Origin of the sequence: Paraburkholderia bengalensis (genome assembly GCF_037126505.1) — a bacterium.
Taxonomy (GTDB): domain Bacteria; phylum Pseudomonadota; class Gammaproteobacteria; order Burkholderiales; family Burkholderiaceae; genus Paraburkholderia; species Paraburkholderia bengalensis.
This window is the reverse complement of the sequence record NZ_JACFYJ010000105.1, coordinates 1-24,222: the sequence shown is the minus strand read 5'-3', so window position 1 is coordinate 24,222 and position 24,222 is coordinate 1. Positions and strand designations below refer to the sequence as shown.

Below are 24,222 nucleotides of genomic sequence, written 5' to 3'. Positions count from 1 at the left end.
CGGCAACGTGCCGTGGACGCTGCATCATCAGCATTGGGATCACGAGATGCTGAAGCCGGCGTCGCAATGCAAGCCGATCGAGTATCCGAAGCCGGACGGCAAGCTGACGTTCGACCGGCTTTCTTCGGTGTTCATCTCGAACACGAATCACGAGGAGAATCAGCCCGCGCACCTGACGCTGAAAGATCCGTCGGTGCCCGTGAAGGTGAACTGGCAAACCTATGCAGGGCCGGAGGGCCGCTACTGCCCCGCAGCTGTCTATGAGTTCGTGAAGAATGACGACGGCAGCGAACGCCTTGTCATCAACGCGCAAAACTGCGTGCACTGCAAAACCTGCGACATTAAAGACCCGACGCAGAACATTGTCTGGGTGACGCCGGAAGGTGGCGGCGGTCCGAACTATCCGAACATGTGACGCACGCCGCTTCACTGGCAAACGGAAAGCGCCGCTCGATGAGCGGCGCTGTCGTATCGAGACACGACGACATCAGAGCCGCGCTCGCGAGGTTCAAGCCGCCAACGACTCGAGCCGCGTACGCACCTGTTCCAGCACAGGCGCCCATGCGCCAACCGACGGCTGACGGAACAGTTCGACAGTCTGATACCATGGCGTGCGCTGCGTCTCCTCGCCCCAGAACCATGCGGACACGTGATCGAGCATCAGCCAGGTCGGCACGCCGAGCGCGCCTGCCAGATGCGCGGGACCGCTATCGATCGTCACAAGCACATCGAGATTCACCAGCAGCGCGGCGACATCGTCGAAGCCCGCTTCGAAGTGCATCGTCAGATCGGCGACATTGGCGCCTTGCGCGCGCCACTGCGCGACAGTCTGCTCGCGCCCCGGTGAAATGGCGAAGAACGTCAGGCCCGGCACGTCCAGCAGCGCGGCGAACTGGTCTGCGGGCACCGAGCGCCGCGCGTCGCGGATGTGCTCCGGATTGCCGTTCCACACGAGTCCAATCTTCTTGCTCCCCTCGGCCGTGGCCGCCTCAACGCGATCATGCCAGGCGCCCACGCGCATTGGATCGGCACTCAGATACGGACGCCCCCATCCGGAAGCATCGTTGACGCCCAGACGCAGCGGCAGGCTCATCAGGCCGCAGTGGTAGTCGGGCTTCGTGTCGAGACGGGTCTCGATCGTGATACCCGGAGGCAACATCCGTTCGAACAGATGCTGCATCGGCCCGGTGTAGCCGAAGATCACACGGCCGCCTTCGCCGCTCGCGCGTTCGGCGAGCAGCGGCAGAAAGCGCACGGACCACAGGCAATCGCCGTTACCCTGCTCGCCATACACGATCAGCGTCTTGCCGGACAGCGGCTCGCCGCGCCAGTCCGGACTGATGGCGGCCAGCGCCGCGCGCGCCGCATTCGAATCGTGCGCAAAGGCAACGCGCGCCTCGTAGTCGAGCCAGCCCTGCGCGTAGCGCCCCGAGCGCACTTCCAGCTCCGACAGGTCGAACAGCGCATGCGCATTGTTCGGCGTCATCTCCAGCACGCGACGCAATAGCGCTTCCGCTTCACCGAACCGGCCTTGCTCCTTGAGCGACAGGGCGAGCTTGTGCAACACGATGTGATTGCCGGGCGCCGCGCGCGCGGCTTCGTGCAGCAGACGCTGCGCTTGGTCGAAATCGTTGCGCTCCTGTACGGCGGCGGCGCGCCAGACCAGCGCGTTCGCGTCATCGGCGTCGCGCGCGAGCAGAAGCGCCGTGGAGGAATCGACAAGCGCCCAGTCGCGCACGATGAAGGCGGTCTGGGCGATGTCATGCAGGAGGTTTGCATCGCAGTTTGCGTCCAGCCGGCACGCGCGCACCAGCGCTTCGATGGCTTCGCGCAATTGCGCCTTGTCGCCGTTTGCGCACTCGATCAGCGCGCGGCCGAGCGCGAGCCAATCGGCCGCGACGGCGTCGGGTGACGCCGTGCGCGCGCGAAGCTGCGCAAGCGGATGGGCGGCTGTGGAATCTGTGGTGTTCATGTTGACCGCCCTGTCTGGCACCGGCGCGCGGCACCGGCAAGCGCGCCGCAATCGCAGTCGGCGTTACGGCGCGCTGGCCGCAATCTTCGGCGTCGCGACGGCGACGTCGCCGCACTGTGCCCGATGCCGCAGCGCATGGTCGATCAGCACCAGTGCGAGCATCGACTCGGCAATCGGCGTCGCGCGAATCCCGACACACGGATCATGGCGACCGAACGTCTCGACGACGGCAGGCTGCCCGTTCTTGTCGATCGAGCGGCGCGGCGTGCGGATGCTCGACGTCGGCTTGATCGCGATGGACACCGTGATGTCCTGTCCCGTCGAAATGCCGCCGAGCACGCCGCCCGCATGATTGCCGACAAAGCCTTCCGGCGTGAGTTCGTCACCGTGCACGGAACCGCGCTGCCGCACGCTCTCGAAGCCCGCGCCGATCTCGACGCCCTTCACGGCATTGATGCCCATCATCGCGTGCGCGATGTCGGCGTCGAGCCGGTCGAACAGCGGCTCGCCAAGGCCGACGGGCACGCCCGACGCCACCACGTTGATGCGCGCGCCGATCGAATCGCCGTCCTTGCGCAGCGCGTCCATATATGCTTCGAGCTGCGGCACGATGTCCGCATTCGGGACGAAAAACGGGTTTTCGCGCACATGCTGCCAGTCGATGAACGGCACGTCGATCTCACCGAGTGCCGCCATGTAGCCGCGAATCTCCGTGCCGAACTTTTCGCGCAGCCATTTCTTCGCGACAGCGCCCGCCGCTACCGTGGGTGCCGTCAGGCGCGCTGACGAACGGCCACCGCCGCGATAGTCGCGAATGCCATATTTCTGCCAGTACGTGTAGTCGGCGTGACCGGGGCGGAAGGTTTCGGCGATATTGCCGTAGTCCTTGCTGCGCTGGTCCGTGTTGCGGATCAGAAGTGCAATGGGCGCACCCGTGGTCTTGCCCTCGAACACGCCCGACAGGATTTCGACCTTGTCTTCTTCCTGACGCTGCGTCACGTGGCGCGACGTGCCAGGCTTGCGGCGGTCGAGTTCGAACTGGATGTCAGCTTCCGAGAGCGACATGCCCGGCGGGCAGCCGTCGATCACACAGCCGATGGCGGGGCCATGCGATTCGCCGAAAGTCGTGACGGTAAAGAGCGTACCGAGGGTATTGCCGGACATGAGCGTCGTCCAAAGAGATGCGGGGAGACCGTTATTATGCCAGTCCGGCCGGGCCGCCGTGACGGGCGCGGCGGCGGCAGAAGTCATAGGACGAAAGCACGCAACGGCTCGGCGCGCGCCGCGCGACGTTACTTGCGCGCGCCGCGCAACTCCGTCACGAGCTGCTGCAGGCGTTCTGCCGACGCATCCGCCGCGGCGACCGGCTCACCGACCGCCAGCGTCAACCGGCTCATCACGCCCTTCTGGAGCGGCCGGGGAAAGCGCGCGTCCATATTGCGCGACCAGAAACTGCCCCACAGCCCGCGCAGCGCCATCGGCAAGACGGGCACCGGCTTGCGCCGCAGAATTTCCGTGACGCCGTGGCGGAACGGATTCATGTCGCCTGTCTTGGTCAGCTTGCCTTCGGGAAAAATGCAGACGAGATCGCCATCGTCGAGCGCCTGTGCGCAAGCGGCATAGGCGCGCTCCAACATGTCGGCGTCTTCGTGAGCGGGCGCAATTGGAATTGTCTTGGCGTGTCTGAAAAGCCAGCCCATCAACGGCGTGCGGAAAATCCGGTGATCCATCACGAAGCGGATCGGCCGCGGGCTTTCGGCCATGATGACGATGGCATCGACATAGCTGACGTGGTTGCACACCAGCACGGCCGCGCCCTCCTCGGGAATGCGCTCGGCGTGCACGAGGCGCATCCGGTAGAACGTGTGCACGAGCAACCATGCGATGAAACGCAGCAAGAACTCCGGCACGAGCGAATAAATGTAGATCGCGACGACCACATTGAGCAGCGCCGTCACGAGGAACAGCCCCGGAATGCCCACGCCCGCCGACGTCAGCGCGACCGCCATGAGCGCCGACACGATCATGAACAGCGAATTCAGGATATTGTTCGCCGCGATGATCCGAGCGCGGTGGCTCGGCTGGCTGCGGCTCTGGATCAGCGCGTAGAGCGGCACGCTGTAGAAGCCGCCGAACATCGCGAGCAGGAACAGGTCGGCGAGCACGCGCCAATGCGCGGGCTCGGCCATGAACTCCGCTACTGTCAGCAGATGTGAAACGGCCGGCAAGGCGTGGCTCGCAAAGAACAGGTCGATCGCGAACACGCTGATGCCGATCGAGCCGAGCGGCACGAGGCCGATCTCGATGCGTTTTTTCGACAGCCGCTCGCACAGTAGCGAGCCCGTGCCGATGCCGATCGAAAATGTGGCGAGCAGCACTGTCACGACGTCCGGGTTCGCGGACAGCACCTCTTTCGCAAACCGGAAAAACGACGACAAAAACGTCGCGCCCACAAACCACAACCAGGAAATACCGAGCAAACTTAAAAAGACCGTCCGGTTTTCTCGGGCGAGTTTCAGATTGCGCCAGGTTTCACTGATTGGATTCCAGTTGATGCGCAGGTCGGGTTGAGAAGGCGTCGACGGCGGCACGAAGCCGGACGCCGCGCGCCCGATCAGCGCGATGGCCACACAGCCAAACGCGAGGAGCGCCGCACCGTGCGCTTCCGAGCCCGCCGCCGCGCCGCCCGCTATCGTGCCGAGCAGAATCGCGACGAACGTCCCCATCTCGACCATGCCGTTGCCGCCGACCAGTTCCGTCTTGTCCAGATGCTGTGGCAGATACGCATACTTGACGGGGCCAAACACCGTCGAATGGACGCCCATCAGGAATGTGCACAGATACAGCAGCGCAGCGTTGTGCAGCCAGAAACCCGCGCCGCCCACCAGCATGACGCCGATCTCGAGCGTTTTCACGAAGCGCGTCAGCATCGCCTTGTCGTACTTGTCGGCGACCTGGCCCGAAGTGGCCGAAAACAGCACGAACGGCAGAATGAAGATCGCGGAAATCAGAAAGGCGGCCGTGTCGGCGTTGACGCCCGAGAAGCGGGCGGCCTGATACGTGACGAGCGACGTGAAGCCGATCTTGAACACGTTGTCGTTCATCGCGCCGAGAAACTGCGTCCAGAAAAACGGCGCGAAACGGCGCTCGCGCAACAGCCGGAACTGCGAGCCGTGTTCGCGCGCGGTGCGTGTGGCGCGCTTGGCGGTGGGCAACGGACGATCGCTCATGGAATGTTCAGCAACGGGCAGATGTCGTCCGCGTTCGCGGACACGTGATGAAAACGACAGGCACAAAAAAAAGCGCGCTGGTCGCGCGCGCTTCAAGACGATTCACTCATGCGACAGCGGCATGCCGGCGGGCTCCACGCCGACGCCGGCCCTGCTCAGCGCGCAGGCTGCTCCTGCTGCGGCTCGTCTTCGGCGGGCCAGTCGCGGATATAGGCCTTCAGCATCCGGTTCTCGAAGCCTTGCTCTTCGACCACCGCCTTCGCGACGTCGTAGAACGAGATCACGCCCATCAGCTTGCGGCTTTCCATGACGGGCAGATAGCGCACGTGATGCTCGAGCATCATGCGGCGCACTTCGTTGACATCCGTCTCGGGCGTGCAGGTGAGCGGATGGTCGTCCATGACCTTGCGGATCGTGCTTCCGCCGACGCTGCCGCCATTGCGGCTCAGCACCATGATGATTTCGCGGAACGTCAGCATGCCGACGAGATCGCCATACTCCATCACGACGAGCGAACCGATATCGTGCTCCGCCATGGTGGTGACGGCTTCGTTGAGCGGCGTGTCGGGCGTGACCGTGAATAGGGTATTGCCCTTGACCTTGAGGATGTCGCTGACTCGCATGATTTGTCTCCTGTCGACGGAACTGGCGCTCCTGCGCCGCGCTTCCGTCCCATGCACCATGGTGAAGAATGAAGCCCTTTAGAGCACAAAAAGACGCACAAAAAGGTATGACTGACTTTCGATCCTAGCGGAAAGGCCCCCAAAAAGGAAGCACGCGCCCGCCACCGGGCTTGCGCCGCCGACGTCGGCCAGAAAAAGTGCGGCAGAAAGCACCCACGGGCCTGCCGGACGTTTCCGACGGGCGCTGCGCGGCCGTGCGGCCCCGCGCGCGGCGCATCGCGGCGAAGCGCAGACTCCGGGCGACAACGGAGTGGATCGCGCGCGGCGCGATGATACGATGCCCCCACCCTCACCTTCGCCGGGCTACCGACGCCCGGCCGTCCACGATGTCCGCCAACCGTTTCGACACGCTTGCGCTGCATGCGGGCGCCGCCCCCGACCCCGCTACGGGCGCGCGCGCCACGCCCATCTATCAGACCACGTCGTTCACGTTCCGCGACTCGGACCACGCCGCCGCGCTCTTTAACATGGAGCGCGCAGGTCACGTCTATTCGCGCATCTCGAACCCGACGGTCGCCGTGTTCGAAGAGCGCGTCGCCGCGCTCGAAAACGGCGCGGGGGCGATCGGCACGGCGAGCGGCCAGGCCGCGCTGCACCTCGCGATCGCCACGCTGATGGGCGCGGGCTCGCATATCGTCGCGTCGGGCGCGCTGTACGGCGGCTCGCACAACCTGCTGAACTACACGCTGCGCCGCTTCGGCATCGAAACGACTTTCGTGAAGCCCGGCGACATCGACGCGTGGCGCGCGGCGTTGCGCCCGAACACGAAGCTGCTGTTCGGCGAGACGCTCGGCAACCCGGGCCTCGACGTGCTCGATATCGCCACGCTCGCGCAGATCGCGCACGAACACCGTGTGCCGCTGCTCGTCGACTCGACCTTCACGACGCCATATCTGCTCAAGCCTTTCGACCACGGGGCCGACTTCGTCTATCACTCCGCGACCAAGTTTCTGGGCGGCCACGGCACGACGATAGGAGGCGTGCTGGTGGACGGCGGCACCTTCGACTTCGAGGCGTCGGGCCGTTTTCCCGAATTCACCGAGCCGTACGAAGGCTTTCACGGCATGGTGTTCGCCGAGGAAAGCACCGTCGCGCCGTTCCTGCTGCGCGCCCGGCGCGAAGGTCTGCGCGACTTCGGCGCATGTCTGCATCCGCAGGCCGCGTGGCAGCTGCTGCAGGGCATCGAAACGCTGCCGCTGCGCATGGAGCGGCACGTCGCGAACACGCGCAAGGTAGTCGAGTTTCTCGCCGCGCACCCCGGTGTCGAATCAGTTGCGTATCCCGAACTGCCGACCCACCCCGACCACGCGCTCGCCCAGCGCCTGCTGCCGCGCGGCGCGGGCGCCGTGTTCAGCTTCAACCTGCGTGGCGACCGCGCGGCGGGCCGCGCGTTCATCGAGGCGCTCGCGCTCTTCTCGCACCTCGCAAACGTCGGCGACGCCCGCTCGCTCGTGATCCATCCCGCATCGACGACGCATTTCCGCATGGAGGCCGCCGCGCTCGCCGCGGCGGGCATCGCTGAAGGCACGATACGTCTTTCGATCGGCCTCGAAGATCCCGACGACCTGATCGACGACCTCAAGCGCGCGTTGAAGGCCGCGCAAAAGCCGGCGGGCGGCGGCGCCAAACAACCCGCGACGCCCACCGACAGCGCGCGCAAGGAGTCCGCATGATCGTCGACGTCAACGGCAAACGGGCCTACGTCTACACGGGCGGCAAGGCATTCGACGCCGCCTTGCCCACCGCTGTTTTCGTGCACGGCGCCGAGCACGATCACAGCGTTTGGGCGCTGCAGACGCGCTACTTCGCGCACCACGGCTTCGGCGTGCTGGCCGTCGATCTGCCCGGCCACCACCGCAGCGACGGCCCCGCGCTGACCAGCATCGGCGCGATGGCCGACTGGCTCGCGGCACTGCTCGACGCGCTGGGTGCGCAGCGCGCGTTCGTCGCTGGCCACAGCATGGGCTCGCTCGTCGCGCTCGATTTCGCGGCCCGCTTCCCGTCGCGCGCGACGCACCTCGCCCTCGTCGCGACGGCTGTGCCAATGGCCGTCTCCGACGCGCTGCTCCAGGCTGCGCGCGAACGCGAGCCCGAAGCGATCGCGATGGTCAACCAGTGGTCGCATTCGACAATCGCCGCAAAGCCGTCCTGCCCCGCGCCGGGGTTCTGGCTGCACGGCATGAACCAGCGGCTGATGGAACGCGTGTCGGCGACGGGCGAGCCACTGCTCTTCCACACGGACTTCAGCGCCTGCAACGGCTACACCGACGGTCTGGCGCGGGCGGCGCAAGTGACATGCCCCGTGAGGCTGATAGTCGGCAGGCGCGACATGATGACGCCGCCGCGCGCAACCAGAGCGCTCGCCGACGCGCTGCGCAACGCGAACGCGCCCGTCGACACGATCACGCTCGACGCGGGCCACGCGCTGATGTCCGAGCAGCCCGATGCGACGCTCGACGCGCTGTATGCATTCGCGGCGGGCCGCGCTCGCGCCCATCCACAGGACTCACGTTAACCGAGCCGGCAAGCGCGCACCATATGCCGAATGGCCAGGTTGCGTGCGCCTGCCTATCGCAGCAGAATGAATCCGATATCTGCGCTGGCAGGCAGGCAATGGAGCCGATCATGAGCCATCAAACCACGCACGACGAGCACTTCGCGAGCTTCGCGCAGTTCTATCCGTACTACCTGAGCGAGCATCGCAATACGGTGTCGCGGCGGCTGCATTTCGTCGGATCGCTGGGTGTGATCGGCTGCGCCGCGATGGCGCTCGCGACGGGTGATTGGCTATGGCTGCCGGCAGCTGTGATATGCGGATACGGTTTCGCGTGGGTCGGCCATTTCTTCTTTGAGAAGAACAAGCCGGCCACCTTCAGGCATCCCATCTACAGCCTCATGGGTGACTGGGTCATGTTCAAGGACATCTGCACGGGGCGCATCTCGCTCTAGCATCGTCGCTGCGGGCTGCGCCGGGCCGCGCGACGTCACGGTCTGCTATCAACGTCTGCTGCCTGCGAAGCAGGACATGCCGCCAGCGTCGTTCGCTACGCGGGTGTTCAGGCCGTGGTTTCAGGCCGGTTTAGGCCGTATGCTGGCGCAGCCCGGCGGCGCCCACGCCCGCCTGATCCTGCTGCGCCGCGTCGCGCGAGGCGGCCCGCGCCGCCAGCAAGGTCGCGAGACTGATGTTGAGTCCGGTGCTGTCGAGCGCGGCAAGCAGCATCGCGCTGTCGACGTGCGTCGAGTCGAGGTTCAGCTGATACGTCAACTCGTCGCGGTCGATCACGAACAGGTTGAACAGCCGCTCCACGGTGATCTGGTTCGGGTTGGCGACCAGCAGGAAACGCGGGCGCAAGCCGTTCTCGTCGAGTTGCACGATCCAGTCGATCGCCTCGAGCCGCTGCAGCAAACGCACGGTCGTGTCCATGTCGCGCCGCAGCGCGCGCGAGAGTTCCGGCACCGTGTAGCCGTGCGTGCCTGCGTCGCGCGCTTCGACAAGGCGTGCGAGCAGTTCGAGCGAATCGAGCAGATCGCTGCCGGGAAAGTCCGGCCGGTGAAAGTGCCCGGCGCGTATGGCGGGCAACGCGGACGCGATCATCGCGCCCGCGAGCGTGATAAACCAGCTCAGGTACATCCACAGCAGGAAGAGCGGCACGACAGCGAACGCGCCATACACGGCCGTGTAGGTCGGAATGCGGCGGATGTAAAAACCGAAGCCGCGCTTGGCGATTTCGAAGGCGATCGCAGCCGCCACGCCACCGACGATGGCGTCGCGCCACTCCACCCTGCAGTTGGGCAGGAACACGTACAGCAGCGTGAACGCCAGCACCGTCAACGGGAGCGCCGCGCCCGTCAGCGCCCATTCGATCAGCGGCGTGATGCGTTGCGCGGCTGTGTACGTCATCGATTGGGTGAACAGATACGACGAGATCGACAGGCTCACGCCGATCAGGATAGGACCGAGCGTCAGGATGGCCCAGTAGGCCAGCACGCGCTGCGCGATGGGCCGCGCCTTGCGCACGCGCCAGATCACGTTGAACGCCGACTCGACCGTCATCATGGTCGCCACGGACGTGACGAACAGCACGATCATCCCGACGGTGGTCAGCCCTTTGGCCTTCGACGCGAACTGGTTCAGATATTTGAAGATCTGGCTGTTGAACTGGTCGGGCATCAGGTGGTCCGCGAGAAACTGCTGCAGCGAAACCTGGAATTGCGCGAAGATCGGAAACGCAGTGAACAGCGCGAACGCGACCGTCGCGAGCGGCACCAGCGACAGCATCGTCGTGAACGTGAGACTGCCCGCCACCTGCGGAATGCGATCCTCGCTGCTGCGCTTCGCGGCGAACTGCGCGAGACGCTTGAGCGCGTCGAGATCGAGACGCAACCTGGACAACAAACCGACTTCCTCCCTTCAGTGCGCTTGCCGGCATCGACATCACGCGATCCGCACGCATCGCCGGCTGTTCGGCGAACTCGCGCGCAACCGTCGCGAAAGCGGACCGCAAGACAACGCGCAAACCCATGTGTGGAACCGCGCGCAGACAAACGTCGCGGACCAACTCGCGGCACGTGCGGCGAACCCACCCCTATAATACCCGTTCACTGCTCCTGCCTATGAAAGACATTCTCGTGCTTTACTACAGCCGGCATGGCGCCACGCGTGAGCTCGCGCTGGCCATCGCGCACGGCATCGACAGCGTTCCCGGCATGCAGGCGCGCGTGCGCACGGTGCCGCCCGTCTCCACGGTCTGCGAAGCCACGCAGCCCGACATCCCGCAAGAAGGTCCGCCTTACGCGGAACTACGCGACCTCGAAGAATGCGCGGGTCTCGCGCTCGGCTCGCCGACCCGCTTCGGCAACATGGCCGCGCCGCTCAAATACTTTCTCGACGGCACCACGCCGCAGTGGCTGTCGGGCGCGCTCGCGGGCAAGCCGGCCTGCGTGTTCACGTCGACGGGCAGCCTGCACGGCGGCCAGGAAACCACCTTGCTGTCGATGATGCTGCCGCTCCTGCATCACGGCATGCTGATTCTCGGCATTCCGTACACAGAAAGCACGCTCACAACCACGCTGACGGGCGGCACGCCTTACGGCGCTTCGCATTTTGCGCGCGCCGACTCCGCGGGCCACGGCATTTCCGCCGATGAGAAAACGCTTGCCGTCGCGCTCGGCGCACGCATCGCGCGCACGGCCGCTTCGATGAGCGAACGGCCGTGACCGTTGCGCGCGAGACGGCCGTCCCGCAGCCTGCCGTGAGCGGCAACCGCGCGGCCGCTGCGGGCGCGCGGCTTGCACTCGTGTTGCTGATCGCGCTGTGCATCGCGTGGGAATGGCAGCTCGCGCCGCTGCGCGCGGGCGGCTCGCTGCTCGTGCTGAAGGCCGTGCCGCTGCTGCTCGCGCTGCCCGGCGTGTGGCGCAAGCAGCTCTACACGTTGCAGTGGGCGTCGATGCTGAGCCTGCTGTATCTGATGGAAGGCATCGTGCGCGGCATGTCGGATCGCGGCCTCGGCGCGCCGCTCGGCTGGTGCGAAGCGCTGCTGGCCAGCGGATTTTTCGTCTGCGCGCTCGTCTACGTGGCGCCGTTCAAGCGCGCGGCGAAGCGACACGCACGCAACGAAGCCCCGTCCGATAGCGCATCGAACAGCAAAGCGGGCAGCAAGCCGAATCGCGGCCCCGCCTGAACACCCCGGCAGCGCGATCACAGCCCGGCCGCGCTGCGCATCGCAACCCGTCTGCATCGCCCCGGCGCCGACCCGCGCCCACGCCAAACACGCTTCATTGCCCTGACCGACCACCATGAACGCCGCTGCAACTTCGTCCTTCATTGCCGCCTGCTCCGACGCCATCGGCGCTACTCACGTCCTGATCGACCCGCGCGACACCGCGCCCTGGCTGACCGACTGGCGCCGCCGCTACACCGGTAGCGCGTGCGCGGTGCTGTTGCCGTCGACGGCCGAAGAAGTTGCCGCTGTCGTGCGGCTCGCGAACCAACATCGTGTCGCGATCGTGCCGCAAGGCGGCAACACGGGGCTCGTTGGCGGCGCGACGCCGGATGCGAGCGGCGCGCAGGCCGTGCTGAGCCTCAAGCGCCTGAACCGCGTGCGCGACGTCGATCCGCACAACAACACGATCACGGTCGAAGCGGGCGTCGTGCTCGCGGACGTGCAGGCACGCGCCGACGCGGCCGGCCGGCTGTTCCCGCTGAGTCTCGCGGCGGAAGGCAGTTGCACGATCGGCGGTAATCTGTCGACGAACGCGGGCGGCACGGGCGTGCTGCGTTACGGCAACACGCGCGAGCTGTGTCTCGGCCTCGAAGTCGTGACGGCGCAAGGCGAACTGTGGGACGGGCTGCGCGGGCTGCGCAAGGACAACACGGGCTACGACCTGCGCGATCTTTTCATCGGCGCGGAAGGCACGCTCGGCATCATCACGGCTGCCGTGATGAAGCTGCACCCGCAGCCGGCCGCGCGCGTCACCGCACTCGCTGCGCTGCCATCGGCGCACGCGGCGCTCGATTTCCTGTCGCACGCGCAACGCCAGGCCGGGCCGCTCTTGACCGGTTTCGAGCTGATGTCGGATTTCTGCCTGCGGCTCGTCGGCCGGCATTTCCCGCAGATGCGCTACCCGTTCGCCGAGCCGCATGCGCAGATCGTGCTGCTCGAACTATCCGATAGCGAGAGCGAAGCCCACGCGCGCGCGTTGTTCGAGAAGCTGATGGAAAGCGCGCTCGAAACGGGTCTCGTAGAAGACGCCGTGGTCGCGGAAAATCTCGCGCAGTCGAAGGCGTTCTGGAATCTTCGCGAGCACATTCCGCTCGCGCAAGCCGAAGAAGGGCTGAACATCAAGCACGATATCGCGGTACCGATTTCACGCATCGGCCACTTCATCGAAGAAACGGATGCCGCCATCGCCAACGCCGTGCCCGGCGCGCGCATGGTCACGTTCGGTCATCTGGGCGACGGCAATCTGCATTACAACGTTCAGGCGCCGGAAGGCGTCGACGCGAAGCAGTTTCTGGCCGATTACGAGCGCGCGATGAATCAGATCGTCTACGACAGCGTGCATCGGCATTGCGGCAGCATCAGCGCGGAACACGGAATCGGTCAGTTGAAGATCGACGAGGCCCAGCACTACAAGTCGGAAGTCGAAGTGCGTCTGATGAAAACCTTGAAAACCGCGTTCGATCCGCTGAATCTGATGAATCCCGGCAAGGTGCTACGCTAGCAGGATCAGAATCGACGAGAGGCGTCCATGAAAATTCGCGTGTTGTCCGATCTGCATCTCGAATGCGACCAACCCGAATTGATTCCGCATGCGGACGCCGATCTCGTCGTGCTGGCGGGGGACATTCACAACCACGCCGAAGGCTTGCGCTGGGCAGCCGAAACATTCGATGGCGAGGTGCCCGTCGTCTACGTGCCGGGCAATCACGAGTATTACGACGGCGAGTTCGGCGCGCTCGAAACAGCGATGCGCGACGCGGCGGCGAGCGTCGACAACGTGTACTTCCTGAACAACGCGGTGCTCGTCGATCCGCGCGGGCAGTGGCGCGTGCTGGGCACGACGCTGTGGACCGACTTCGAACTCTACGGCGCCGACGACGCATCGCGCGCCGTTTCCATCGCGGCGGCCGAACGCGCGATGCTCGATTTTCGCGGGCTGATCCAGGTCACGTGGACGGCGCGGAACGACGCCGAGCCAGACCCAAACGCCGGCGCGGAAATCAGCGCGCCGTCACCGGTAACCGCCCTGCCCGACAACACGCCGCGCAATCTCGCTCCCGCCGACACGATCGCGCTGCACCGGCACGCGCGCGCGTGGCTCGAAGCGGAGCTGAACAAACCGTTCGCGGGCAAGACGATCGTGGTGACTCACCATGCGCCGCACCGGCGCAGTCTCGCCGAGCGTTACGCAGCCGATGTGGTGTCAGCCGGGTTCGTTACTCACCTGCCGTCGCTCGTGCGCGCGCCCGTCGCGCTATGGGTGCACGGCCATACGCATACGGCATTCGATTATGTGGAGCATGGCACGCGCGTCGTCTGCAATCCGCGCGGCTATCTCGACCGGCGTACGCGCGCGCTCGAAAACGCCGCGTTTGCGTGGGACAAGATCGTCGAAATCTGACCCGGCAGACGGCACGCGCAGGCACGGGCGACATCGCTAGCGGTGCAGATGCGGGCTGCCGTCGTGCTCACATCCCGCTTACATCCCGCTGATATCCCGCGATCGCCGCGCCGGCCGCTCGACGCGCACGGGCACGAGACGCGGCTGCGGCCGCAGGCGTCGCAGCAGATCGCGCGACGCGGCAATTCCAATCAGTCCGACCATGACGGCGACGCCGATCATCAACAAATGCGTATCCATGTTGTCCTCTTGTTCGAGATGTGCGTGCCGAAACCGCCGGCCTTGACAACACGTTAGCAAACCCGATGCCGCCCGTCAGTAAGCAAGTGTTGCGGTGCGGCAGCGGGATGTAACAGTCCTTCAAGCCAGTTCTGTCGATATCGCGCCGCGTCGGGCGACTTCAGGTGCGCGCGAACTTGCGCAGGTCGGCGGTATCGGCGGCGAGCGTGGCGGGCAGTTCGTCGCGCAGAAACTCGACCCACGTGCGGATCTTCGCGTCGAGATACTGCCGCGACGGGTACAGCGCGTAGACGCTCATTTCCTGCGAGATGTACTCGGGCAGAATCCACACGAGCGCGCCGCTGCGCAGCCCCGCCATCGCCGAATAGACGGGCATCACGGCGACGCCCATCCCTTCGCGCACGGCCACGGCCATCGCCTCGGCCACGTTGACCTGGAACGTCGACGCGCCCAGATGCAGCGTTTCCTGGCCGTTCGGGCCATCGAAGGTCCATTCGTCGGCGGGCATGATGGGGGTGACCATCTGCAAGCAGGTGTGACCGCGCAGATCGGAGAGCGTCTGCGGCACGCCGTTGCGCTCCAGATATTCGGGCGACGCCACGCAAATGCTGAATGTGCTGCCAAGCCGCTGCGACACGAGCCCCGAATCGGGCAGGCTCTGGGCCAGCACCAGCGCGACGTCGTAGCCTTCGTCGAGCAGGTCGGGCATGCGCTGCGCGAGGGTCAGTTCGACATGGACGTCGGGATAGCGCTGCTGATAGCGGCCCACGGCGGGCACCGCGTAGTGCTGGCCGAAGCTCGTCATCCCGTGCACTTTCAGCTTGCCCGACGGGCGGGCGTGCGCGTCGCTCGCCTCGGCCTCCGCCTGATCGACGTACGCAAGAATCTGCTCGCAGCGCTGCAGATAGCGCTCGCCCGCTTCCGTCAGCGCGATGCGGCGCGTCGTGCGGTTGAGCAGACGCGTGCGCAGGTGCGCTTCGAGATCGGACACGGCGCGCGACGCGTAGGCCGTCGTCGTGTTGAGGTGCTGCGCGGCACCCGTGAAGCTGCCCGCTTCCACGACGCGGACAAATACGCGCATGTTCTGAAGCGTATCCATATTTGACATCCATCCTCTGACACCGGAGGGATTGTTGCACGTTTTGGAAAAACGATTATCTCAGTCTCCGTAAGTATCCGTTACGCCTTTACGGGTTATTCACTGAATAACCGAAAAATATAATGGCACACAAGGTTCTGTAGCCATTTAGGGAGCAAATCGTGCAGTTTCCGGTAAAAAAAGGGATCGCCGCAGCGTCGGTTTTTACGATCTCGTTGATAATCGCCGGCTGTGCAAGCACGGGGCACATTGCTCCCCAGTCCACCCGCACGGACGCCGCCACGCTCGACGTCGGCGCCGCGATCCGCGCGGCCAATGCCGACGCGCAATGGCCCGCCGCCGACTGGTGGCGCGCCTATAACGATCCGCAGTTGAACGCGTGGATCCAGGCGGCGCAGGCGGGCAGCCCGTCGCTCGCGGCCGCGCAGGCGCGCGTGCGCGAGGCGCAGTCGATTGCAGGCGTCGCGAAGTCGGCGCTCGCGCCGCAGGTGAACGGCAACATGCAGATCCAGCGCAAGCAGTGGCCGGACAACGTGTTCTACGGCCCCGGTCCCCTCGCCGGCCAGCAGTCGTGGAACAACACGGCCGAACTCGGGCTGTCGTATCACCTCGATCTGTGGGGCAAGGACAAGAACAACGCTGAGCAAGCCCTCGACCTCGCGCACGCGCGCGCCGCCGATTACCGCGCCGCACAACTCGAACTCGAATCGAACATCGTGCGCGCGTACATCGAAATGTCGCTGAACTATGCGCTGCTCGACATTGCGAAATCGACGCTCGACCAGCAGGCGCAGGTGGCGGCGCTCGCCAACCGACGTCTGAAGGGCGGCATCGGCACACAGCTCGAAGTCGCGCAGGCGGAAGCGCCGCTGCCCGAATACGAACGCCAGATCGACGCGATCGAAGAAGAGATCGCGCTCGGCCGCAACCAGCTGGCCGCGCTCGCGGGCAAAGGCCCAGGCGCAGGCGATGCGATCACGCGTCCGCAACTGGCGCTGACGGCCTTCGCCGGCCTGCCGACGGCGATGCCTGCCGAGCTGATCGGCCATCGTCCCGATATCGTCGCGGCGCGTTGGACCGTGGCCGCGCAGGCGCGCGGCATCGACGTCGCGAAGGCGGACTTCTACCCGAACATCGATCTGCTCGCGTCGGTCGGCGGCTATGCGGCGATGGGGCCGCTGTTCGGCTTCCTGAAGTCGCAGGCGGGCGGCTGGACGGCGGGCCCAGCGATGTCGCTGCCCATCTTCACGGGCGGTCGGCTGCGCTCGCAGCTGGGCGCGGCGTCGGCCGGCTACGACGTGGCCGTCGACGAATACAACCAGTCGATCGTCAACGCGCTGAAGGAGATCGCCGATCAGGTCGTGCGGATGCGCTCGCTCGAGACGCAGCTGAAGGACGCGCAGCGCTCCGTCGCCACGGCGAACAAGAGCTATCAGCTTGCCCGCGAAGGTTACCGGCGCGGCCTCACCGATTACGTCAACGTGCTGATCGCGCAGACGCAGCTGCTGCGCGCGCAGGAAGGCGTCGCGAAGGTGCAGGCGGGGCAGTTGCAGGCTCACGCGACGCTCGTGACGGCGCTGGGCGGCGGCCTCATCGATCCCGCCGACGGTCCTTCGCAGAAGGAACAGTTGCCCGCGCACGGCAAGGGCAAGGGCGCGGGCAATGACAAAGACGGCGGCAAGCCGGCCGCGGCGGCGAAAGCTGCCATGAGCGGCGCGGCGGGCGCAACCGCTGCGCCATGACAAGGAAGCCGCCGATGTCCTCGACCACGCCCCCTTCCCTCACGCGCGCGTCGCCCGGCGCGGTCTATGCCGCGTTCGCGGACTGGGCACGCACCGACGGCCGCACCTGGATCTATCTGTTCAAGGCGCTCGCCGCGTGCTTTCTCGCACTCGGCCTGGCGATGAAGCTCGATCTGCCGCAGCCGCGCACCGCCATGACCACCGTGTTCATCGTGATGCAGCCGCAAAGCGGGATGGTGTTCGCCAAGAGCTTCTACCGGATCTGCGGCACGCTAATCGGCCTCGTCGTGATGCTGGCGCTGCTCGGCGCGTTTGCGCAGCAGCCGGAGCTGTTCATCGTTTCGACGGCGATCTGGGTCGGCATCTGCACGGCGGGCGCCGCGCGCAACCGCAACTTCCGCTCGTACGGCTTTGTGCTGGCGGGCTACACGGCGGCGCTGATCGGCATTCCCGCCTCGCAGCATCCCGACGGCGCGTTCATGTCGGCGCTCACGCGCGTCGCGGAAGTCGTGGTCGGCATTCTGTGCGCGGGCTTCGTCAGCGCGCTGGTATTTCCGCAGCACGCGGGCGAGCAGATGCGCAGCACGGTGCGCGCACGCTTCTCGTCGTTCGTCGACTACCTGGGCGCGGCGCTGTCGGGCAACGTCGACCGGGCGCACATCGAGGCAACCAATGCAAGGTTCGTCGCCGATATCGTCGGCTTCGAGGCCGTGCGCAGCGTCGCCGTGTTCGAAAGCCCGGATTCGCGCATGCGCAACGGCCGGCTGTCGCGGCTGAACAGCGAATTTATGACGGCGTCGACGCGCTTTCACGCGCTGCATCAGCTGATGAACCGTCTGCGCGCATCGGCCGCCGCGTCCGGTGGATCGGGTGCGTCGGGTGCGTCGGGCGCATCCGCCGCCGTCGATGCGCTCGAGCCGTATTTCCGCGAGATCGCGCCGCTTTTGAGCAAATCCGGCGAACCCGTGCTGACGGCGGCCGATGCGTCGCACGCCGCCGCGCAACTCGAAGCGTTCAAGTCCGAACTGCCCAAACGCATGCGCGCAACCCGGGCCGCGCTCGAAACGGACGCGGGCGTGCCGCTGCTCGACTTCGACACGGGTGCCGAAATGCTGGTGCGCTTCGTCGACGATCTGCACGCGTACGCGGCCACCTACGCGTCGCTGGCCGTCGCGACGCACGAGCGCGAGCGCTGGGTCGCGCGCTACGCGCCGAAAACGAACGGCATCGCGGCGGGCGTCGCGGGCCTGCGCGCGGCGATCGTGATGTCGATTCTCGGCGCGTTCTGGATCGCGACGGCCTGGCCGAGCGGCTCGACGTTGACGCTCACTGCGGCCGCCGTCTGCGCGCTCGCGTCGTCGTCGCCGAATCCGACGCGCACCGCGTTCCAGATGGCAGCGGGCACGCTGCTGTCGTCGACGCTCGCGACGGTGCTGACGTTCGGCATCTATCCGCATATCGACGGCTTTGCACTCTTGTGCGCGGCGCTCACGCCGTTTCTCGCGCTCGGCGTGTGGATGACGACGCGCCCGAAGCTCGCGGGCTACGGCGTCGGCTATTGCATCTTCTTCTGCTTTCTGGCCGGCCCGGACAACGTGATCCATTACGACCCGAGCAGCTTCATCAACGACGCGCTCGCGCTGGTGCTGTCGATGCTGGTGGCGTCGATCGCGTTCGCGGTGCTGCTGCCGCCGTCCACGCCGTGGCTGCGCAACCGCCTGCTCGCCGATCTGCGCGCGCAGGTGGTGCTTGCGTGCCGCGGGCGCCTAGGGCGGTTGTGGCGCCTGCGGAAGCTGCGTTCGCGCTTCGAGAGCGGCGCGCGCGACCTGATGTACCAGATCAACGCGCTCGCGCCCGCCGAGCCCGACGTGCAGCGCAACACGATCCGCTGGATGTTCGCGGTGCTGGAAATCGGCAATGCCGTCATCGACCTGCGCAGCGAAGTGGCGGCGCTGCCGCGCGATGCGCGCTATGCGCCGTCGATGCCGTGGCGCGTCAGCGTGCGCGCGACCGGCGATGCCGTCAGTCGTCTGTTCGCGCGCCCACGCGCCGAACGCCTCGACGCAGCGCTCGCCGCGACGGCCGCTTCCATCGCCGCCGTCCAGCAGATGCTTTCCGTATTCATGCCGCCGCGCGAGGAGCGCAGTCAGTTGCAACGCATCCTGAGTCAGTTGCATTTCATCCGCAGCGCGCTGCTCGATCCGCAATCGCCGCTGGCGCAACCCGGCGCCGACGGCGACGCGAGCCGCGACGTTTCGCAAGGAGTTAGCCATGCCGCGTGAGATTGCCGTTCTCGACGCTTATGTGCCCGCCGTCGTGCTGCTGTTTTTCGCGGGCGCCGCGCTCACCTGGGTGCTGGACCGCGTGATCGCCTGGACGGGCCTGTATCGCGCGGTATGGCACCCGTCCCTCTTCCGCGCGAGCCTGCTCGTGTGTGTGTGCGGCGTGCTGGGTCTCGCCGTTTATCGTTGATCAGAGTCGAACCATGACTATCAGAAACATCATTGGGTTTGTCGCGACGGCCGTCATCTTCGTCATCGCGATCTTGATCGGGCACAAGCTGTGGGTGCACTACATGGACGAGCCGTGGACGCGCGACGGCCGCGTGCGCGCCGAAGTCGTGAACATTGCGCCCGACGTGTCGGGCGCCGTGGTCGAGCTGCCCGTGCGCGACAACCAGCTGGTGCACAAGGGCGACCTGCTGATGCAGATCGATCCGTCGCACTATCAGATCGCCGTCGAGCAGGCGCAGGCCGCCGTCGCCGCGCGCAAGGCCGAACTGCAGATGCGCCGCGACGACGCGCAGCGCCGCGCCGACATGGACAGCCTCGTCGTGTCGAAGGAAAACCGCGAGAACGCGACGCACGCGGCATCAGCCGCCGAGGCGCAGTATCAGCAGGCGCTCGCCGCGCTCGACGCCGCGAAGCTCAATCTGGAGCGCACGCGCGTGGTGGCGCCCGTCGACGGTTACGTGACGAACCTGAACGTGTATCGCGGCGACTACGCGATTGCGGGTTCGGCGAAGCTGGCGGTCGTCGACAGCAACTCGTTCTGGGTCTATGGCTACTTCGAGGAAACGAAGCTGCCGCACGTGAAGATCGGCGACAAGGCCGATATCCGCCTGATGAGCGGCGGCACGCTGAAGGGACACGTCGAGAGCATTTCGCGCGGCATCTACGACCGCGACAATCCGCAAAGCCGCGAGCTGCTGGCCGACGTGAATCCCACCTTCAACTGGGTGCGGCTCGCGCAGCGCGTGCCTGTGCGGGTGAAGATCGATTCCGTGCCGGACGGCGTGCTGCTGTCGGCGGGGACGACGTGTACGGTGGTGGTGACGCCGGCGTCGTGATGTCTGCCCGTCTGCGACGCTGCGGGCCGTTCGCCTTGACGGCGAACCCGCTGCACAGCGTCGCGGACCGAAAACGCTACCTCGGCCTCAACCCCGCAGCGAAAACTTCGCCACCGCCGTCTTCAGCGCCTGCGCCTGATCGTCGAGCGCCCGCGCGGCCGCCGTCGCCTGCTCGACGAGGGCGGCATTCTGCTGCGTCCCGGCGTCCATCTGCGACACGGCGAGATTGATTTCTTCGATGCCCGAACTCTGTTCGGCCGATGCAGCGGAAATCTCCCCCATGATGTCCGTCACGCGCTTGACGGCCTTGACGACCTCGTCCATCGTCTGCCCGGCGTCCTGCGCGAGCTGCGAGCCGTTGCTCGCGCGCTCGACGGAGGCGCTGATCAGCGCCTTGATTTCCTTCGCGGCGGCCGCGCTGCGCTGCGCGAGATTGCGCACCTCGCCCGCCACCACCGAGAACCCGCGCCCTTCTTCGCCGGCGCGTGCCGCCTCGACGGCCGCGTTCAGCGCCAGAATGTTCGTCTGGAACGCAATCCCCTCGATCACGCCGATGATGTCGCCAATGCTCTTCGCGCTGTCGTTGATCTCACCCATCGTCGCGACGACCCGGCCCACCACGTCGCCGCCCTTCTCGGCAATCGACGACGCATTGTCGGCAAGCGTGCGCGCCTGCTTGGCGTTGTCGGCGTTCTGACGGACCGTCGACGTCAGCTCTTCCATGCTGCTCGCCGTGCGTTCGAGCGCCATTGCCTGCTCTTCCGTGCGCTGCGACAGGTCGAGATTGCCCATCGAGATCTGTCCGGACGCGGCCGCGATCGCTTCCGCGCTCGACGCGATATGCGCGACCGTCGACGACAGCCCGTCCTGCATGTCGCGCAGCGCCGACAGCATGCTGGCGTTGTCGCGCTTGCCGAGCACGATGTCGTTCGACAGGTCGCCCGCCGCGATGCGGCTCGCAATCTCCTTCGCGTACGCGGGCTCGCCGCCCAGCTGCTTGGCGAGGCGCCGCACCACCCACTCGCTGATCGCGAACGCCAGCACGATCAGTGCGACCGTCATCACGGCCATCATCACGAACGAAGACTGGTAGATGAACGACGACGCGTCGATCGTCGCCTTCGCGGCCGTGCCGCGCTGCGCGACGAGCTCGTCGACGAGCTTCTCGAGCTTGCCCGTCTCGACGAGCAGCGACACGTCCTGCGTGCCGACCTGCCAGTTCATCTGCGACAGATCGAGCGGCTGCGCCTTCACGAGCGTCACGAAATCGCGCAGATGCGCGCTCCACACACCGATCGCGGCGGCGAACTTCTTCTGCTGCGCGGCAGCCTCGGCGGAGTCGGCATATTGCTGCAGCGTGTTGAGTTCCGTCGACAGACCCGTCAGGCCCTTGTCGATATCGGCGCCGAGTTCGTCGCGCTCCTTCGCGGTCGTCGCCGTCAACAGCATCTTCTGCGCGCGGCTCGCGCGTAACAGGTAGCCGCGCGCTTCCTCGGCGGCACGGCTTGCAATGTGACCCTGCTCGTAGATCGAGCGCATCTGCCCGTTCAGGCGGCTGATTTGCGCCAGCGAGAAAACGCCGATCGCGAGCGTGCCCGCGAGCAGCACGGCAAAGGCGAAGCGCAGGGTCGTCTTCACCGACCACGCGCGCTTGCCCGCTGCTGCCCGCCTGACCGAACGCGCCGGCCCCCCGGCCGATTCACCATCCGGTACGAACCCCGCGCCCGTATGGCTGCCCAGCGAAGCTGCTTTCATCTTTCTTGTCCCCACTCTGTCGACGGGCATGGCGCGGTGACGCCTGCGCCCGTTTCATGCGATGTCATTGCGCATCTGGCCGGAAAGGTCGGTTCCGGCAATTCTGCTTTTCTCTTCGGGATAGCGGCATCGGCGGCGGCGTTCTTGAGGCCGTCCATCCGGCGCCGTCCGACAGCATCCCGTCCCGCGCGCGCTACCTCGTGGGCGGCACGCCGCGTCGGATTTATACATGGCCAAAATTCGCCAAGCGGGCTTTGCCGTGCGCAGTGTCGTCGATTTCCCACATTTTGGCCAGTCGAACACGCTGCCTTGGCCGCTCCGATGACGGGTCGACGCGCGCCGCGTCGATGTCCGCAGCGAATCCTTGCGCACAGATAACGGGCACGTCGCGTAAATTCCGTTGAAACGCCATGTCCGGATCGCGACAAAACTTGGCCGGACAATTGGCGCGAGACACACTACACTCTTTCAACAAACGCTAAAAACATCTGCCGCTGTGGGCGTTCCCCGGCCGCCAGCACCGGCATCCGAGTCACCTTTTCCTGACCGACCACATGGAAACCAGCCTCGACAAAGGCGCCCTGGCTGGCGCCGCCGCTTCTCCCGCGGCCGCGGCCCGGCCGCAAGCCAAGACCGTCTATTCGATTCTCGGCGCGATCAGCTTCTCGCACCTGATGAACGACATGATCCAGTCGCTGATCCTGGCGATTTACCCGATGTTGAAGGCGAACTTTTCGCTGTCGTTCGCGCAGATCGGGCTGATCACGCTCACCTACCAGATCACGGCGTCGCTGTTGCAGCCGCTCGTCGGCATCTATACGGACAAGCATCCGAAGCCCTGGTCGCTGCCCGTCGGCATGGGTTTCACGCTGTCGGGACTGCTGCTGATGTCGGTTGCGCCGAGCTTCGGCGTGCTGCTGGTCGCCGCCGCGCTGGTCGGCTGCGGATCGTCGGTGTTTCACCCCGAGTCGTCGCGCGTCGCGCGGATGGCGTCGGGCGGCAAGCATGGGCTGGCGCAGTCGCTGTTCCAGGTGGGCGGCAATGCGGGCTCGTCGCTTGGGCCGCTGCTTGCGGCGCTCATCGTCATTCCGCATGGGCAACGCAGCATCGCGTGGTTTTCGGTGGCAGCGCTAGTCGGCATTCTCGTGCTCACGCACATCAGCCGCTGGTACAAGCAGCATCCCGCGACGAAGAAAGTGCGCACCGGCCAGCCGCACGCGGCGCTGCCGCGCGGCAAGGTGATGTTCGCGATGGGCATTCTGGTGTTGCTGGTGTTCTCGAAGTACTTCTATTTGACGAGCATCAACAGCTACTTCACGTTCTATCTGATCGACAAGTTCCATCTGCCCGTGCAGGCCGCGCAGGTGCATCTGTTCGTGTTCCTTGCAGCCGTCGCGGCGGGCACGCTGATCGGCGGGCCGGTGGGCGACCGGATTGGCCGCAAGTACGTGATCTGGGTGTCGATTCTCGGCGTCGCGCCGTTCACGCTGCTGCTGCCGTACGCGAACCTGTTCTGGACGGGCGTGCTGACGGTGATCATTGGCGTGGTGCTGGCGTCGGCGTTCTCGGCGATTCTCGTGTATGCGCAGGAACTGATTCCGGGCAAGGTCGGCATGGTGGCCGGGTTGTTCTTCGGCTTTGCGTTCGGACTGGGGGGCATTGGTGCCGCCGTGCTCGGGCAACTCGCCGACGCGACCAGCATCGCGTATGTGTACAAGGTGTGCTCGTTCCTGCCCCTGCTCGGCATCCTGACCGTGTTCCTGCCGGATGTGGAGAAGCACGCCACGGCGTGAGAGACGGTTGGTTTTGTGTTGCCCTTTGCGCGGGCAGCCGCGCTGCGCCTTCGCGGCGCGGTCGTTGCCGGTGTGTGTTTGCCCTTTGCGCGGGCATCCGCGATGGCGCCTCGCGGCGCAAGCGTTGCCCCTGTGCGGGGCGGCACCTACTTTTCTTTGCCGCCGCAAAGAAAAGTAGGCAAAAGAAAGCGGGCTCACACCGTCAGTACTTGTTTCTACCCACGGGCCCCCAACG

General features: G+C 66.0%; 21 protein-coding genes. 13 read left to right on the top strand and 8 right to left on the bottom strand.

Annotated features, from left to right (window positions below; translation table 11 throughout):
• Positions 1-415, top strand: a 415-nt coding sequence (locus H3V53_RS36350; protein ID WP_336601962.1) for a 4Fe-4S dicluster domain-containing protein, incomplete at its 5' end; no start/stop codon positions are given.
• Between the two features lie 93 nt (positions 416-508).
• On the opposite strand, the gene H3V53_RS36345 is transcribed toward H3V53_RS36350, so the two are convergent.
• From H3V53_RS36345 to H3V53_RS36330, 4 genes are all read right to left on the bottom strand, one after another.
• Positions 509-1,972, bottom strand: a complete 1,464-nt coding sequence (locus H3V53_RS36345) for a tetratricopeptide repeat protein (protein ID WP_336601961.1) — start codon at positions 1,970-1,972, stop codon at positions 509-511.
• A gap of 63 nt (positions 1,973-2,035) precedes the next feature.
• The gene (gene aroC / locus H3V53_RS36340; RefSeq protein WP_336601960.1) at positions 2,036-3,136 is read right to left on the bottom strand and encodes a chorismate synthase; all 1,101 of its coding nucleotides are present in this window, start codon (positions 3,134-3,136) and stop codon (positions 2,036-2,038) included.
• 128 nt (positions 3,137-3,264) lie between these two features.
• A complete protein-coding gene (locus H3V53_RS36335; RefSeq protein ID WP_336601959.1) occupies positions 3,265-5,202 on the bottom strand; it encodes an MFS transporter in 1,938 nt (645 codons plus the stop codon).
• A gap of 155 nt (positions 5,203-5,357) precedes the next feature.
• The gene (locus tag H3V53_RS36330) at positions 5,358-5,825 is read right to left on the bottom strand and encodes a CBS domain-containing protein (protein WP_336601958.1); all 468 of its coding nucleotides are present in this window, start codon (positions 5,823-5,825) and stop codon (positions 5,358-5,360) included.
• Positions 5,826-6,211: 386 nt separating this feature from the next.
• On the opposite strand from H3V53_RS36330, the gene H3V53_RS36325 reads away from it, so the two are divergent.
• The 3 genes from H3V53_RS36325 to H3V53_RS36315 all read left to right on the top strand — a co-directional run bounded on the left by H3V53_RS36325 (position 6,212) and on the right by H3V53_RS36315 (position 8,834).
• On the top strand, positions 6,212-7,558 hold the full coding sequence (locus H3V53_RS36325) for an O-acetylhomoserine aminocarboxypropyltransferase (protein ID WP_336601957.1): 1,347 nt from the start codon (positions 6,212-6,214) through the stop codon (positions 7,556-7,558).
• A complete protein-coding gene (locus H3V53_RS36320) occupies positions 7,555-8,400 on the top strand; it encodes an alpha/beta fold hydrolase (RefSeq protein WP_336601956.1) in 846 nt (281 codons plus the stop codon). Before H3V53_RS36325 ends, H3V53_RS36320 begins: the two co-directional genes overlap by 4 nt.
• A gap of 110 nt (positions 8,401-8,510) precedes the next feature.
• Positions 8,511-8,834 (top strand): Mpo1-like protein, encoded by a 324-nt coding sequence (locus H3V53_RS36315; RefSeq protein WP_336601955.1) that lies wholly within the window; start codon positions 8,511-8,513, stop codon positions 8,832-8,834.
• Between the two features lie 130 nt (positions 8,835-8,964).
• On the opposite strand, the gene H3V53_RS36310 is transcribed toward H3V53_RS36315, so the two are convergent.
• Entirely contained in the window at positions 8,965-10,278 is a 1,314-nt protein-coding gene (locus H3V53_RS36310) for a YihY family inner membrane protein (RefSeq protein ID WP_419539669.1), read from the bottom strand.
• A gap of 221 nt (positions 10,279-10,499) precedes the next feature.
• Here H3V53_RS36310 and wrbA point away from each other — a divergent pair, with 221 nt between their 5' ends.
• The 4 genes from wrbA (at position 10,500) to H3V53_RS36290 (ending at position 14,009) form a co-directional block, all read left to right on the top strand.
• On the top strand, positions 10,500-11,102 hold the full coding sequence (gene wrbA / locus H3V53_RS36305; protein WP_054924901.1) for an NAD(P)H:quinone oxidoreductase: 603 nt from the start codon (positions 10,500-10,502) through the stop codon (positions 11,100-11,102).
• Positions 11,099-11,566, top strand: coding sequence for a DUF2069 domain-containing protein (locus tag H3V53_RS36300; protein ID WP_419539668.1), 468 nt, complete (start codon positions 11,099-11,101; stop codon positions 11,564-11,566). Before wrbA ends, H3V53_RS36300 begins: the two co-directional genes overlap by 4 nt.
• A gap of 115 nt (positions 11,567-11,681) precedes the next feature.
• A complete protein-coding gene (locus H3V53_RS36295; RefSeq protein WP_336601953.1) occupies positions 11,682-13,109 on the top strand; it encodes an FAD-binding oxidoreductase in 1,428 nt (475 codons plus the stop codon).
• A gap of 27 nt (positions 13,110-13,136) precedes the next feature.
• Complete coding sequence (locus tag H3V53_RS36290; protein WP_336601952.1) at positions 13,137-14,009, top strand: metallophosphoesterase; 873 nt, start codon at positions 13,137-13,139, stop codon at positions 14,007-14,009.
• 78 nt (positions 14,010-14,087) lie between these two features.
• Here H3V53_RS36290 and H3V53_RS36285 read toward each other — a convergent pair whose 3' ends face one another.
• Both H3V53_RS36285 and H3V53_RS36280 read right to left on the bottom strand, forming a co-directional pair.
• On the bottom strand, positions 14,088-14,249 hold the full coding sequence (locus H3V53_RS36285) for a hypothetical protein (RefSeq protein ID WP_336601951.1): 162 nt from the start codon (positions 14,247-14,249) through the stop codon (positions 14,088-14,090).
• A 160-nt stretch (positions 14,250-14,409) separates the two neighbouring features.
• Positions 14,410-15,348 (bottom strand): LysR family transcriptional regulator, encoded by a 939-nt coding sequence (locus H3V53_RS36280; RefSeq protein ID WP_336601950.1) that lies wholly within the window; start codon positions 15,346-15,348, stop codon positions 14,410-14,412.
• Positions 15,349-15,509: 161 nt separating this feature from the next.
• Here H3V53_RS36280 and H3V53_RS36275 point away from each other — a divergent pair, with 161 nt between their 5' ends.
• From H3V53_RS36275 to H3V53_RS36260, 4 genes are read left to right on the top strand one after another with little or no spacing between them, the layout of a single operon-like run.
• Entirely contained in the window at positions 15,510-17,090 is a 1,581-nt protein-coding gene (locus H3V53_RS36275; protein WP_336601949.1) for an efflux transporter outer membrane subunit, read from the top strand.
• Positions 17,091-17,104: 14 nt separating this feature from the next.
• The gene (locus H3V53_RS36270; RefSeq protein ID WP_336601948.1) at positions 17,105-19,372 is read left to right on the top strand and encodes an FUSC family protein; all 2,268 of its coding nucleotides are present in this window, start codon (positions 17,105-17,107) and stop codon (positions 19,370-19,372) included.
• Complete coding sequence (locus H3V53_RS36265) at positions 19,362-19,562, top strand: DUF1656 domain-containing protein (RefSeq protein ID WP_336601947.1); 201 nt, start codon at positions 19,362-19,364, stop codon at positions 19,560-19,562. Before H3V53_RS36270 ends, H3V53_RS36265 begins: the two co-directional genes overlap by 11 nt.
• 13 nt (positions 19,563-19,575) lie before the next feature.
• Positions 19,576-20,439 carry an HlyD family secretion protein gene (locus H3V53_RS36260; protein ID WP_336601946.1) on the top strand — a complete coding sequence of 288 codons (864 nt, stop codon included), beginning with the start codon at positions 19,576-19,578 and terminating at the stop codon, positions 20,437-20,439.
• 87 nt (positions 20,440-20,526) lie between these two features.
• Here the strand turns inward: H3V53_RS36260 and H3V53_RS36255 are convergent, their stop codons facing one another.
• Positions 20,527-22,194, bottom strand: coding sequence for a methyl-accepting chemotaxis protein (locus H3V53_RS36255; RefSeq protein WP_336601945.1), 1,668 nt, complete (start codon positions 22,192-22,194; stop codon positions 20,527-20,529).
• Positions 22,195-22,748: 554 nt separating this feature from the next.
• On the opposite strand from H3V53_RS36255, the gene H3V53_RS36250 reads away from it, so the two are divergent.
• The gene (locus H3V53_RS36250; protein WP_336601944.1) at positions 22,749-23,987 is read left to right on the top strand and encodes an MFS transporter; all 1,239 of its coding nucleotides are present in this window, start codon (positions 22,749-22,751) and stop codon (positions 23,985-23,987) included.
• The last annotated feature ends 235 nt before the right edge of the window (positions 23,988-24,222 follow it).

Bases quoted from the DNA above. Each gene is read 5' to 3' on its own strand.
- aroC (WP_336601960.1), bottom strand. From the start codon at position 3,136: ATGTCCGGCAATACCCTCGGTACGCTCTTTACCGTCACGACTTTCGGC.
- H3V53_RS36335 (WP_336601959.1), bottom strand. From the start codon at position 5,202: ATGAGCGATCGTCCGTTGCCCACCGCCAAGCGCGCCACACGCACCGCG.
- H3V53_RS36260 (WP_336601946.1), top strand. From the start codon at position 19,576: ATGACTATCAGAAACATCATTGGGTTTGTCGCGACGGCCGTCATCTTC.
- H3V53_RS36295 (WP_336601953.1), top strand. From the start codon at position 11,682: ATGAACGCCGCTGCAACTTCGTCCTTCATTGCCGCCTGCTCCGACGCC.
- H3V53_RS36345 (WP_336601961.1), bottom strand. From the start codon at position 1,972: ATGAACACCACAGATTCCACAGCCGCCCATCCGCTTGCGCAGCTTCGC.
- H3V53_RS36325 (WP_336601957.1), top strand. From the start codon at position 6,212: ATGTCCGCCAACCGTTTCGACACGCTTGCGCTGCATGCGGGCGCCGCC.
- H3V53_RS36290 (WP_336601952.1), top strand. From the start codon at position 13,137: ATGAAAATTCGCGTGTTGTCCGATCTGCATCTCGAATGCGACCAACCC.
- H3V53_RS36255 (WP_336601945.1), bottom strand. From the start codon at position 22,194: ATGAAAGCAGCTTCGCTGGGCAGCCATACGGGCGCGGGGTTCGTACCG.
- H3V53_RS36320 (WP_336601956.1), top strand. From the start codon at position 7,555: ATGATCGTCGACGTCAACGGCAAACGGGCCTACGTCTACACGGGCGGC.
- H3V53_RS36285 (WP_336601951.1), bottom strand. From the start codon at position 14,249: ATGGATACGCATTTGTTGATGATCGGCGTCGCCGTCATGGTCGGACTG.
- wrbA (WP_054924901.1), top strand. From the start codon at position 10,500: ATGAAAGACATTCTCGTGCTTTACTACAGCCGGCATGGCGCCACGCGT.
- H3V53_RS36265 (WP_336601947.1), top strand. From the start codon at position 19,362: ATGCCGCGTGAGATTGCCGTTCTCGACGCTTATGTGCCCGCCGTCGTG.
- H3V53_RS36315 (WP_336601955.1), top strand. From the start codon at position 8,511: ATGAGCCATCAAACCACGCACGACGAGCACTTCGCGAGCTTCGCGCAG.
- H3V53_RS36250 (WP_336601944.1), top strand. From the start codon at position 22,749: ATGGAAACCAGCCTCGACAAAGGCGCCCTGGCTGGCGCCGCCGCTTCT.
- H3V53_RS36270 (WP_336601948.1), top strand. From the start codon at position 17,105: ATGTCCTCGACCACGCCCCCTTCCCTCACGCGCGCGTCGCCCGGCGCG.
- H3V53_RS36280 (WP_336601950.1), bottom strand. From the start codon at position 15,348: ATGGATACGCTTCAGAACATGCGCGTATTTGTCCGCGTCGTGGAAGCG.
- H3V53_RS36330 (WP_336601958.1), bottom strand. From the start codon at position 5,825: ATGCGAGTCAGCGACATCCTCAAGGTCAAGGGCAATACCCTATTCACG.